The organism is Colwellia hornerae (assembly GCF_007954355.1).
Taxonomy (GTDB): Bacteria; Pseudomonadota; Gammaproteobacteria; order Enterobacterales; family Alteromonadaceae; genus Colwellia_A; species Colwellia_A hornerae.
Genome location: NZ_VOLR01000009.1, coordinates 1 through 12,108, shown reverse-complemented (window position 1 = coordinate 12,108; position 12,108 = coordinate 1). Strand labels below are relative to the sequence as shown.

The window sequence follows — 12,108 nt, the reverse complement described above, 5'->3', positions numbered from 1 at the left end:
TCATGATGGCGACAATTGAAATTTCAAGCTTTAATTTGCCGTGTACTTTTATAAACCTCAAAGAGGAGTACTACTTGTTTACATTAATTAAAACCTTGCTCAGGAGACAACTATGACTACATGGTTAACAGCTGGGCTGTTATTTACCTTCACCGCCATAGCCTTTGTGTTATATCGGTGGGGCAATATTCGCTGCGTCGGTGTAACACCGGTTAAAACATTTACCTTTATTGCGATTTTGTTTACTTCAGGCCTAGATGTTGGCTTGATCATGTTTCCGCTGACAGAGTTTGCCGGATATGCTGATTTAGCGACCAACCCTGAATATGGATTTACTAACCCGTTAGCTATAGAATTCGGCTACTGGGCATTTCTAATCTGGGGATTTTACTTTTTAACATGTTTCTACTTCTGTGTGATTGAACCACGCGTACGCTTTTTTGAAATTCCACTGGTTAAACTGGTGAATAACATAGTTATCATCGGTACTTGTGCTTTTACAGCCTATTTGTTGTTAACCAATTTACCTTGGTATATGCCCGAACTTGGCGATGGCGAATCCATTATTAGTAGTTTCTATTTGATTGTGTTTTTAGTGATTGCAGCTGCTGTTTATTCAAGTACTAATATTCGTTACGTAAAAATATTAAGCTTAGCAACTACTTGGTTATTTCTGGCGTTAATTGCCCTAATGTGGGCTGGTGCTTTTCTTTCTGAAACCTCTAGTATCGGTGAGTTTGCTAATACTATCGCTATGATTGGTGGCTACTTTGGTAATATCCATGAATTCGCTTTACCTCTTAATGATTATCATGAATTTTACCTTTATTGGTGGTTTGCTTGGAGTATTATGATTGGACAATTTACCTCACGCTTTGTTGGTGGTCTTCGTACTTATCAAGTATTGGCAGCGATGTTAATTTTCCCTTCTATTCCAATCGCCATATGGTTTTCAGTGCTCTATTACTACAGTGCAAATGGGCTAGAGACCGCCGGTTTCTATAACATCGCAATGGCCTTTGTTGGGATAACCTTTGTGATTAACTCACTTGATTCATTGATCCGTCTTTATACTGACAATTTGAATTTGAGTGTTGCAAGACTGGGCAGAGTTAAATACTTTTTGGGTAATTTAATTGCTTTGAGTTTACTTACCCTGTTATTTAAATTAGATTTCTTACAAATCCAATGGGTTGGTGCTGTCGTTATCGGATTATTTTTTACTTGCTTTGGTTATATCCTGTTTAACAAGTTTAAAGTGGTTAGCGAAATTGAGTGTTCACCAAAAGAAAATAAAATTGATTTTAATAAGATCGAATTAGTCGAATAGCATCGACCACTTTGTATTGAAATACTAAATAAAATGAGAAATTAAATGAATAAAAGTATTATTGCCATAGCAACAAGTTGTTTATTAACATTATCTTCTGCTGCACTAGCTGATGTTTCTGCAACAGTTAACTTAGCCTCTGATTATACCTTTAATGGTGTCAGCCAAACGGGTAACGATCCAGCATTACAAGCAAGTTTAGATTATGCTGCTGATAGTGGTTTTTATGCCGGTACTTGGGCGTCAAATGTTGACTTTGGTAGCTTTGAAGACACTGATATTGAGTGGGATGCCTATGTTGGTCAATATTTTCAACTTAACGAAAAAATAGGACTAGATGCAGGTATTGCTTATTATACGTATCATGGCGATAACGTGTCAGATACTTACAATTATCCTGAAGCTTATGCAAAATTTGGCTACAGTTCATCGATGGGTAATAGTGAAGTAAACTTCTGGTACAGCTGGGATTATTTTGGTCTTGATGTAAATCACTATATCGCTATGGTTGCTCATACGTTTGAAGTGAAACCTGGTCATAGTATTAAGGTAAGTTTTGATCGTTCAATGTCAGCGAATAAAGATAAATGGTCATGGAATGCTAAAGATGCTTACAATCATTATCGCGTTGAATATATGACCAATTGGAAAGGCTTTGATGTTGATCTTGCCCTTGAAGATACAAATATGAACATTGATATGGCAGATACACGCGTCGTGTTATCTGTATCTCGTACCTTTAGCTTATAATTTTATTGGCTATAAGTGACCTCTACTGTAGATAGTTTATCTAGCTATCTACTTATTATCTAAGCCTCGGTGTTATCACTGAGGCTTTTTTTATAGTAATGGATAAACAGCAGTTTTACTTATCAGGCTTGCTTATGCTCAATGAAGATGACTTTATCAACTCATTTCCCCCTTAAAAATACGAATACCTGACTAATTAAAAGATTTACACTTCCTGAAATTGCACGATCCCTGTATTATCACCCGATAAAATTTACGTTAATTAATGTTTAAAACATTCAGTGATATAAAGAGCGATCATGACTAAACCACATAAGCCCCAAAGCAACGCTATGCTCAAAAGAGCCCACGAAAATATGCCGTTAGGGGTTGCAGACAGCTACCGTTATTGGGGTGAAGAAAATACCGTATTTTTAAGCAGCATGGAAGGTTGTACCATCACCGATTGTGATGAACAAACATTTGTCGATTTTCGTTTAGCCTATGGGCCAATCATTCTTGGTTATCGTGATGAACGTGTAGACAATGAGGTGATTCACGCCATTACTACCGTTGGCACTATTTCAGGTTTTTCTACCGGGCTTGATTCTGATGTGGTTGAGCTGGTGAAATCACTTTGCCCTAATATCGATAAAATGCGCTTTGCTAATTCAGGTACCGAAGCGGTTATTGGTGCAGTGCGTACCGCTCGTGGTTTTACAAAACGTAATAAAATAGTCGTGGTTGAAGGGGGCTTTCACGGACTGCATGATGAAGTGATGTGGAAATCAGATGTTGATAACTGGGAGGTCAGTGACGAAAAGCCGCCAGAAATCATTCCATTTGGCGCAGGTATCCCACAAAGTACGCGTGAACATCAAGTGAGTGTACCGTTAAACGATTTTAAAGCGATTGATAGTGTTTTCGCTCAACATGGCGATGATATTGCGGCTATATTGATTGAGCCTATCATGGGTAATTGTGGGTCAATTGCCTCAACGCAAGCCTATATGCAAAAACTTCGCGACGTTTGTGATGCCAATGATTCTTTGTTAATCATGGACGAAGTCAAAACGGGTTTTCGTGTTGCTAAGGGCGGAGCCCAGGCGTTATATGGTATCTATGCTGATTTAACCACTTATGCAAAAGCTATGGGTAACGGTTACCCTATTGCTGCTTTTGGTGGTAAAGCTAATGTTATGGATGCTATATCGTTTGCTAAAGACGGGGTAACTCACGGCGGCACTTATACCGCTAATATGGTGGCATTGAGTGCGGCTAAAGCGACATTAACCGTACTTAAAGAAACCGATGCACTTGCAACGATTGCGACAGTAGGTCAAAAAATTCAAGCGTTACTTTCACGGGTTTTTACAAAATTTGATATAGAACATTGTTTTGCTGGACCCGATGCCATGTTTGGCGTGCATTTCGGTAGTGAAGTACCACAAAATTATCGTGATTGGAAAAAGACTAACAGTGACCTTTATACCCAATTCGCGCTTAACTTAATCGACAATGGCGTTATGTTAGAGCCGGACTCAAGAGAACCTTGGTTTATTTGTGAAGCTCACCAAACTGTCGACCTTAAGTGGTTAGAACAAGTTGCTGAGCAATCGATGAGTGCTGCGATTAACGCAGAATAAACAAAATATTTTTTCAATCTTCAGCCTTAATTTTTATTATTGAGTGAGGGCAGTAATGACAAATTTAATAAAGATAAAATCTTTTATCTTTATTAAACACCCGTTAATTAGGGGTGAATGTACTTAGCTCTTTGTGCTTCATGGTATATTTAGCAGTAAATAATTATATAAACGCTAACCCTACTTTTTAGATGTGTTTAGGATACTACTTAGATATCAACCGCTTGACAGTAACGCGTTACTTGTGATGTTTGATTTTGTATGGTGTTAACCACTGGTTAGCCAAGCGCGCATAGCGAGGTCAGTAAAAGAAAAACACTTACTGCTAACAAATAGACTTAAAGGGTATGAGTAATACAATGAGCATAAAATTCAGTCCTCTTACTAAATATGACGTTAACTATTCAAATGTTATTGAACTTTATAAAGAAGCTTTCACGACTGTAAGGCGTGTACCCTCATGTCTGCTTCGCTTTATGCTCAGAAAAGGTAAGGACGGATTTAGCGTTCTTTATGAAAGCGATAATTGGATTGGTTTAATCTATCTCACTGAGTATAAAGATATTGTCTTTGTCCATTTCTTTGCAATAGCCGAATTTCAACGTTCATCTGGTTATGGAAGTAAGGTATTAGATGCATTAAAAGACAAGTATGAAAGTAGAATTGTATTAAATATTGAAGAACTTCAAAGACAACAGCAAAACTACTCACAGCGGGTAAAACGAAAAGCATTTTATCTAAATAATGGCTTCATTTCTTCAGGCTTCATAGTTAAAGAGCCAGAAGAGCGACTTGAGATGCTAATACACGGTGGTAATATCTCTAAAGAAGAAATAGACGCGGTCTATAAAAATCTCTTTGGGGGAATTCTAGGCTCCCTTTACCGACCCAAAATAATAACAATTAACAATTAATAAATACGCCTGTTTAACTGTTAGCAACTTTTTACTATGTGTACCCAGTATCGCAGCTAATATGATGATGAACCTACCCACTAATTAATTATAATCTAACGTTAAGCGTTGATATTCACTTTTAATCGTAGACAATTCAATATAAGATTTTAGCTACAAAATATTTGCTCTCAATGAAGCTATCTATAAAAGGAATTTATAATATCGATAGGGTTAACTTCAACTTGGAGGTCTAAACAGTCAAAGCAAAAACGCTGTAATAGATGTGAGTTATATTATGTCCAATCATTAGATAAATGTAGCCATTGCGCTGATCTTAATGGTGCTGAGCTGACTCGATTAAAAAAAACGCATCATGATAATTCTACTTTTGGTCAATACCTTGGCTTTGTGGCTTTAATTATAGGTTTACTATTGCCACTGAATTTTTTATAGTAGTTATATCAGCAGTTTACATATAATTATCAGCTAAAAGATGCCCGACAATTAACTCTCGCTCGTTTTACGTGATTTTAACCCATGGTATCTCGTCACTTAATAGAGTGTTATCGCGGTTAATATTACCATGAAGCTTTTAACAATAAGATAGATAAAATGACAAGTAGAAAAATACATAGACTGATAGGTCTGATCCTTATATTGCCAATGTTTGGCTGGACAATCACCGGGGTAATATTTTTTATTAAACCAGGTTACAAGGGGGCTTATGAGCAATTATCATTAAAAACCTACCCCTTAGAAACACAATTATTAGTTAAACCAGATAAAAAATGGCATGAAGTTCGGTTAATTAAAACCATTTTAGGTCATCATTTACTGGTGAAATTAAATGGAAAAACTGAACACTTAGACCCTATTTCTTTGCAAGCTAAAGAGGTGATAAGTAGTCTAGAATATAAACTGCTTATCGAAGATGCACTTTCAATAAATAAAGAGCGTTATGGGGATATTATTTCTATTGATGGTACCAAGGCGAAAACTAGCACAGGAGTTGTAATAAATCTTGATTGGTTAAGTTTAAGATTGAGCCAAAAAGGTGATGATACAAAGTTAATAAACATACTTTATAAAATTCATTATCTACAATGGACTCCATTTAAAAGTGTAAATTTAGTTTTTGGCGTCTTAGGTTTAGTGCTATTGGTAACCTTGACTATTTTGGGTATACGGCTTTATGTTAAAAATAAAGAGTAGTTGTTTAAAATATTCCCCTAACCGAGATATGTCTATCAGACACTAATGCTATAAAGCGGGTGTTAGGCATTACTTATCTAATGGAAACTCATCTTTGTGGTCATTGTAGATTAGCAAAAAATATATAATTATGCTTAATTTCAATCATCATATATATTTAAAAGGGGGTATAACAAAGAAAGGGCACTTGAGTGACTAGAAGCCAAGAACAGTTAGAATTTATACGTTTATTATCATTAGATTCAGAAACCAATTTTACAAAAACAAAACATTTTTCTTTCGCGATGAAAAAGCTGGCTGTCCTTTTAAATAGTCCATTTATTACTTTTACCGTAGTTTTCAACGATATTCAAAACAAAAAGTCGCATTACAATAGTTATTGTTTGCAAACACAAGATAATCAGCCAAGTGAGCAGCGTGTCGCTGTTAATGTTAATCAAAGCGATTTGCCTAATACTATCCGATTGTTAAGTAATCAATTACAAGAAGTACAGCAAAGTAAAAGCCAAGTAAACGTTAGTTTTTTAAACAATACAGATTTTAGCGATTCTCAAAACGATAATTGTTTTGTGTTACCCTTTTCCGTAGCTAATGAGCTTATAGGCGTAATCAGCTATCAATCGAATACGTCAAATACCGTGATTAAAACATCTAGCCCTCTTTATCAATTTATTCATTATGTTTTTGATGCTGCCCATACAAATAGGCAAAAAATCACACAAATAAACACCTTTCAAACCGTATTGAATTTAATGCCACAGCGGGTTTTTTGGAAAAATAGAGAATCAGTTTATTTAGGAAGTAACAAAGCTTTTTCAAATGATGCCCATCTTAATTCACCCTCTGAGATTATCGGAGTGACTGACTTTGATATATTTCCTGAACAAGCAGAACTGTATCGTTCAGATGACGCTAATACAATGGTCTCAAGAGAGCATTTAATTGCTTCTGAAGAGCCTCAAACACATGCTAATGGAAAGACTATTTGGTTACGTACGTCTAAGCGCCCAATTATAAATGAGTTTAATGAGTTTAATGAGGTTATTGGTATTGTTGGGACTTACGACGATATTTCTGAATTAAAAAATATGCAGGTTGAGTTAAGTAAAGCTAGAGATGAATTAGAAGAAAAAGTAGAAGAACGTACTCAAGAGCTAAGCCAAACTAACAAAAAATTAGCAGTAGCATTTGAATCATTAAAGTCGACGCAAGACCAACTTGTTGAGTCTGAAAAAATGGCAGCCTTAGGTAATTTAGTCGCCGGTGTTGCCCATGAGATCAATACGCCTCTTGGTATTGCCGTAACAGGCGCTAGTAATTTAGAACATAGCGCATTACTGATTAAAAAAGCCGTTGAAAGTGGAAAAATCAAACGCACTACGTTTGTTAATCAATGTAATAGTTTGATTGGTAGTAGCGATATAATTTTGCGTAATTTAGAGCGGGCATCAGAGCTGGTAAGAAATTTTCAGATGATAGCTGTAGATCAATCAAATGATGAAAAACGCACGATTAACTTCTTTAAATATTTAAATGACATTATTTCGACATTGTCACCTCGAGTAAGTGAAAAGAATATAAAAATATTTTTATCAGGAGATGAAGATTTTCCACTTTTAACATCTCCTGGTACTATTGCACAAATAGTAACAATTTTGATTGATAACGCGTTAACTCATGCATTTAAAGAAATAATTAATGGTCAAATCAAAATAAGTTTTAAAGTACAAAATGAAATGTTGATGCTCACCGTGCAAGATAATGGCTGTGGTATTGAAGTGGGGGAGATAGAAAAGGTGTTTGAGCCTTTTTATACAACGCAGCGGCAAAAAGGATCTGGTTTAGGGTTAAGTATTCTCTATAATCTAGTGACTCAAAGCTTGAACGGTAAAGTTGCCTGTTTTAGTACTGTCGATGAATCTACACAATTTGTTATCGCATTACCCCTCGATGAATGAAAAAATTTATTTAACAATGTATCGCCCAAGGATACTAATAAATTGAATGGATTAGAGCTAAGCTATATGCAAATGACTTAGCCATTTAGGTAGTAAAATAATGGCGCAGCACAGCTTTATTAATTATCTAGATTGGCGGTGAATTTTTGTGTTATATCCATTTTCTTTTTGTTGGTTGTGTTGGTAACTTGTTATTCATCGGTCTTTGTAGCGACTAAGCTTAATTTTAAAGAATGTATTAGCGCGTCCCATTAAGAACTCTAGCAACACTGTTAAAGTTATTTATCTAAAAATCATCAAAATACTAAAAGCGATAGCGCATTTTTTGTTGGCTTAGGTTTAAGTAATAAGATTTTAAATTAAAAATCGTTTACTGTTGCACTTCTATATTTTAAATTAACAATTATTTGCCTAGTAATAAGGTAATAATCGCAGAGGAGTTTTAATGAAGTATTTTGCATATGGTTCAAATATGTCCCTTTTAAGACTTCAAGAAAGGGTACCAAGTGCCCAAAAGCTTGAGACTGTAAGTCTTAAAAATCACCAATTACGTTTTAATATGAGCGGTAAAGATGGCTCAGGTAAATGTGACTCTTTTCAGACAAACAATAGTGATGACATAGTCATAGGCGCTCTTTTTGAGATAAACAAAGATGAGAAAGCCATTTTAGACCGAGCCGAAAGTTTAGGATCTGGATACAATGAAAAAATTGTATCTGTATACAATGATCGGGGAGAAACTTTCGAAGCATTAATATATTGTGCACTTAAGATAGACCCTTCATTAAAACCCTATTCTTGGTACCTTAATCACGTTATTGTTGGAGCAAAAGAAACAAAATTACCTGCTGACTATCTTGCCATTATCGAATCTGTTGTCTGTATAAATGATCTAAATAAAGAGAGAGAAACCAAGGAACGAGCAATGTATAGTCGACAAATCATTGAAAAGGACTGCGTCTAAGGAATTGTGGCATTCATAAGGGAGTAACATGAAATTTAGCAGACAATATTAAAACGTTTATATTTTATAATCTCTTTTGGCTTTATAGATACCGCCATTTTTACCTTGTTGAAACGCTTTATTTTAGGTGGTTGTAAATTAAATTCACCGCAGATATTTGTTAGGGTTATAAGGACGCAGATAATTCATTTATATGCCTCTGGAGCGGTTGCATATCTACTGAGTTCTTTATTGCTTTTTTCAAACGCTCAAAATGGTGCTAACCTTTATTTCATACTGACACTTTATGCCGTTATTTCATTATTGTATTCTGTTGTAATATCAGAATTGATTTTTAGGCCAGCAAAACAAAGGCTTGAAGCAGAGTGGTTGGAGCCAGCCACTTAAGCCACTCAGCAGGACAAATAACAGTTGGCTAGTTCTGCTCCGTTTCACATTTTAGCCAACTATTATTTGCTTCTTAGTGGGGCGTTATGCTTAAGGGTTTTAATGAATCGTATTTATCCCATGATCATTTTGATCATAGCTCTACATGGTTGTTCAACTTTAGCCAGTTACGAGGATGTTAGTGAATCAATAAATTATTCAGAGTTGATCGGCGAGGAATATATAGCAAATGTCGAATTCATAATTCATGGGGTAAATTACGATGATTCTCTTCAAGAAAATATTGATGAGTATGTAGTAACAACTCAACCTGGTTTTGCGGGGCGATATGTAAAATACTACGGTAAATTAGCTAAGAAAAGTGTTATAAAAATCATAGCAGTAAAAAAATGTCTGAATTGTTATTTAGATTTCACGGCTAGAGTTGAATTTGAAATTCAAATAATAAGTGGTCATGAGCTTCAAGGTCATCCTATTTTTCTTACAAATTCATTTGGTAATAATGAAATAAGTGAAATAATCAATGGTAAGGCTATTATTAATCCCTCATTTTTATTGCTAAAGAAGCCTAACAAGAACTTCAAGCGGAACAAAAACAGTTGGTTAGGTTCCGCTTAAGTGGGCGTTATATTTCACGGAGGATTCAGGTTGTCATTTCCAGTTTTAGAGACAAATAGCTTAAGGTTAGATAAATTATCTAAAGAAGACTCAACTAGCTTATTTGAGTTGTTCTCGGACAATTCAGTTGTCGAATATTATGATTTGGAAGCTTTCACTGAACTATCACAAGCGAGTAACTTAATAGAGTTCTTTAACTCTCGCTTTAATGAAAACGCTGGTATTCGTTGGGCTATTCGCCTAAAAGAAACAGATCAATTTATCGGAACTTGTGGCTTTAATAATTGGAGTCCCAAAATGAAAAATGCCGTACTTGGATATGATTTATTGCCTAAGTATTGGGGCATGGGTTTGACCACTGAAGCAGTCCATCGAATAGTTAAAGCAGCCTTTTTAGGTGAATTACCTTGCGGTAAACTTAATCGTATTCAAGGCGATACCGTTCCTGGGAACTTAGCATCTGAATCACTGCTTCTAAAGGTTGGTTTCAAAGAGGAAGGCGTAAGACGCCAAAGTGGTTACTGGAAAAACCAGTTTCACGACCTTAAATGCTTTGGGTTAATTCAGTCCGAGTACTGTGAAATATAACAAGAAATTAAACAAGGACAAAAAACAGTTGGTTAGGCGTTATGTTTATTAATTGGCTCGGCGCATTGCAACCTTGTAAACATTCCCTTTATCTCTTTTCCCAACTGATATTACGGTAACAGTAATTATCTCATCGTTTACTTCGTAGACTAAACGATAACCTACTTGTCTTAACTTGATTTTGTATAATTCATTAGCCCCAGATAACTTCGCACTTTGAATGTGTGGGGTTTCTATAACTTCAGCTAATTTCTTTTTAAATTGTGTTTGGACAGTTGCTCCAAGTTTTTTCCATTCCTTTAGAGCTGACTTTTTAAATTCAAGCTCATAGGTCATTTAAACTAACCTTGATTGTTGTTTCATTTCTTCTGCTTTCGGTGATTGCCAATAACTCTAAATCTTCAATATGATCCATTAAAAATTCATAAGTCTCTGCTGGTACGCAATAAAAAGCAGGTTCATTTCTATTTAATACAGCAATAGGCTCTCCATTTGCACTTAGTGCTACTTTCATTGGGTTAGCTTTTAATTCACTAATACTTGCTGCTGCTTCGGTTAGTATTCTAGTTGTCATACGTTACTCAGTACTGTAAAAGGGTCTTTAATTAAGTCTATTGTAGTCTTGTAAACATAACAAGTCACTCAAAAGGACAAATAACAGTTGGTTTTTGCTCCTGCGTCGCTTATTTTAACCAACTATCATTTGCCTCTTAGTGGGGCGTTATAACTTTGGGACATCCTGTGTCTAATTTTAAAATTTGTTTTCTTTTGGTAATCGTTATGGTTTATTCCTCTCATGCTTATTCTGATTCTCAAGTAGTTGCTGATGGATTGGCAATAGATCTAATGGAAACTTTAGATCTAACTTTTCAGGTAATCCCAGAATATGATGAAACTGAAAATGTATTAGCTGGTTGGAATGGAGATGAATTCCAATACTTTGTCGCGTTTAGCAAATTACCGGCTGGTTGGCTTAATGCCGAAAAATGGATTTCTGGTTTTACTAGAGATATTAATGCTGCAAGTGAAACAGGTTCTTTCAATCTATTAGATAAAGGTAACTACAAATCAAATGGGAAGTTTGATTTAAATTATATTGAAATTTCATTTATACCAAAGGGTGAACAAGAAACAAGGAAACAACTGGTTCATTTTATTACAGACCACAAAAACTCCTATTTAGCCTTTGCAACACCAACTTCGGATAACGGAGCGAACGTTCTTCTATCAGAAGTCATTAGCATACTTAAAACATCACATTTTCCTACTTCAAATATAATCCCTTTAGTTATTAAAAATGAAGATAAATACATTGGAATATGGAATGGGCAATATGTAAACAAAGACGATAAAGTTGTTCAAGTCATTTTTGAGTTAAAGGCAGATTTAACGTTTGCCCGTAAAGATTCAATAGAGGGTAAAAAAGATAGCGTAAACTCAGGGGTTTTCTTTATTTCAAATAACGAAATTAGTTGGACGTACCTTTATGGTAAACCGACAAATAAAGAGAGCAGAACCAAAGAAACCAATACTATTTCTTCTTTCTCAGGAGATACTATGATATTAATTTTGGGTAACTCAAATATTGAAATTGTGTTAAAGAAAGAAAGCTGATTGGTGTATAAAAGTTATAACAAGTTACTCAAACGGACCCTGATCCTCCCCCGATAAAACGGACACCAAAATCTAACTAAAGATGAGGTGTCTTATGCCCAAGTACAACAATCCAAGACGAACTTGGAAGTATTCAAACGACTTTAAAGTCAACGCTATTCAATTA

The 12,108-nt window shown here is 35.3% G+C and carries 12 protein-coding genes; 10 read left to right on the top strand and 2 right to left on the bottom strand.

What is annotated here, in order from left to right; genetic code table 11:
• The first annotated feature begins 112 nt into the window (after nt 1-112).
• The 9 genes from ESZ26_RS07815 (at nt 113) to ESZ26_RS07770 (ending at nt 10,328) form a co-directional block, all read left to right on the top strand.
• The gene (locus ESZ26_RS07815) at nt 113-1,330 is read left to right on the top strand and encodes a BCCT family transporter (RefSeq protein ID WP_146799190.1); all 1,218 of its coding nucleotides are present in this window, start codon (nt 113-115) and stop codon (nt 1,328-1,330) included.
• A gap of 45 nt (nt 1,331-1,375) precedes the next feature.
• The gene (locus ESZ26_RS07810) at nt 1,376-2,080 is read left to right on the top strand and encodes a TorF family putative porin (RefSeq protein WP_146799189.1); all 705 of its coding nucleotides are present in this window, start codon (nt 1,376-1,378) and stop codon (nt 2,078-2,080) included.
• Nucleotides 2,081-2,379: 299 nt separating this feature from the next.
• Entirely contained in the window at nt 2,380-3,705 is a 1,326-nt protein-coding gene (locus tag ESZ26_RS07805) for an aspartate aminotransferase family protein (RefSeq protein WP_146799188.1), read from the top strand.
• A 359-nt stretch (nt 3,706-4,064) separates the two neighbouring features.
• Nucleotides 4,065-4,619 carry a GNAT family N-acetyltransferase gene (locus ESZ26_RS07800; RefSeq protein WP_146799187.1) on the top strand — a complete coding sequence of 185 codons (555 nt, stop codon included), beginning with the start codon at nt 4,065-4,067 and terminating at the stop codon, nt 4,617-4,619.
• Between the two features lie 594 nt (nt 4,620-5,213).
• Nucleotides 5,214-5,813 carry a PepSY domain-containing protein gene (locus tag ESZ26_RS07790; protein WP_146799186.1) on the top strand — a complete coding sequence of 200 codons (600 nt, stop codon included), beginning with the start codon at nt 5,214-5,216 and terminating at the stop codon, nt 5,811-5,813.
• A 191-nt stretch (nt 5,814-6,004) separates the two neighbouring features.
• Entirely contained in the window at nt 6,005-7,771 is a 1,767-nt protein-coding gene (locus ESZ26_RS07785; protein WP_146799185.1) for a PAS domain-containing sensor histidine kinase, read from the top strand.
• Between the two features lie 445 nt (nt 7,772-8,216).
• Complete coding sequence (locus tag ESZ26_RS07780; protein ID WP_146799184.1) at nt 8,217-8,735, top strand: gamma-glutamylcyclotransferase family protein; 519 nt, start codon at nt 8,217-8,219, stop codon at nt 8,733-8,735.
• Nucleotides 8,736-9,224: 489 nt separating this feature from the next.
• A complete protein-coding gene (locus ESZ26_RS07775) occupies nt 9,225-9,740 on the top strand; it encodes a hypothetical protein (RefSeq protein ID WP_146799183.1) in 516 nt (171 codons plus the stop codon).
• Between the two features lie 30 nt (nt 9,741-9,770).
• On the top strand, nt 9,771-10,328 hold the full coding sequence (locus ESZ26_RS07770; protein ID WP_146799182.1) for a GNAT family N-acetyltransferase: 558 nt from the start codon (nt 9,771-9,773) through the stop codon (nt 10,326-10,328).
• 48 nt (nt 10,329-10,376) lie between these two features.
• On the opposite strand, the gene ESZ26_RS07765 is transcribed toward ESZ26_RS07770, so the two are convergent.
• Nucleotides 10,377-10,664: a type II toxin-antitoxin system RelE family toxin gene (locus ESZ26_RS07765; protein ID WP_146799181.1), complete on the bottom strand. Its 288-nt coding sequence runs from the start codon at nt 10,662-10,664 to the stop codon at nt 10,377-10,379.
• A complete protein-coding gene (locus ESZ26_RS07760; RefSeq protein WP_146799180.1) occupies nt 10,654-10,902 on the bottom strand; it encodes a type II toxin-antitoxin system Phd/YefM family antitoxin in 249 nt (82 codons plus the stop codon). Before ESZ26_RS07760 ends, ESZ26_RS07765 begins: the two co-directional genes overlap by 11 nt.
• A 167-nt stretch (nt 10,903-11,069) precedes the next feature.
• Between ESZ26_RS07760 and ESZ26_RS07755 the strand changes: the two genes are divergently transcribed.
• Complete coding sequence (locus ESZ26_RS07755; RefSeq protein ID WP_146799179.1) at nt 11,070-11,942, top strand: hypothetical protein; 873 nt, start codon at nt 11,070-11,072, stop codon at nt 11,940-11,942.
• The last annotated feature ends 166 nt before the right edge of the window (nt 11,943-12,108 follow it).

What these genes read in the sequence shown, in the direction of transcription:
- ESZ26_RS07780 (WP_146799184.1), top strand. Translation starts at nt 8,217, where the DNA reads ATGAAGTATTTTGCATATGGTTCAAATATGTCCCTTTTAAGACTTCAA.
- ESZ26_RS07765 (WP_146799181.1), bottom strand. Translation starts at nt 10,664, where the DNA reads ATGACCTATGAGCTTGAATTTAAAAAGTCAGCTCTAAAGGAATGGAAA.
- ESZ26_RS07800 (WP_146799187.1), top strand. Translation starts at nt 4,065, where the DNA reads ATGAGCATAAAATTCAGTCCTCTTACTAAATATGACGTTAACTATTCA.
- ESZ26_RS07775 (WP_146799183.1), top strand. Translation starts at nt 9,225, where the DNA reads ATGAATCGTATTTATCCCATGATCATTTTGATCATAGCTCTACATGGT.
- ESZ26_RS07790 (WP_146799186.1), top strand. Translation starts at nt 5,214, where the DNA reads ATGACAAGTAGAAAAATACATAGACTGATAGGTCTGATCCTTATATTG.
- ESZ26_RS07760 (WP_146799180.1), bottom strand. Translation starts at nt 10,902, where the DNA reads ATGACAACTAGAATACTAACCGAAGCAGCAGCAAGTATTAGTGAATTA.
- ESZ26_RS07805 (WP_146799188.1), top strand. Translation starts at nt 2,380, where the DNA reads ATGACTAAACCACATAAGCCCCAAAGCAACGCTATGCTCAAAAGAGCC.
- ESZ26_RS07815 (WP_146799190.1), top strand. Translation starts at nt 113, where the DNA reads ATGACTACATGGTTAACAGCTGGGCTGTTATTTACCTTCACCGCCATA.
- ESZ26_RS07810 (WP_146799189.1), top strand. Translation starts at nt 1,376, where the DNA reads ATGAATAAAAGTATTATTGCCATAGCAACAAGTTGTTTATTAACATTA.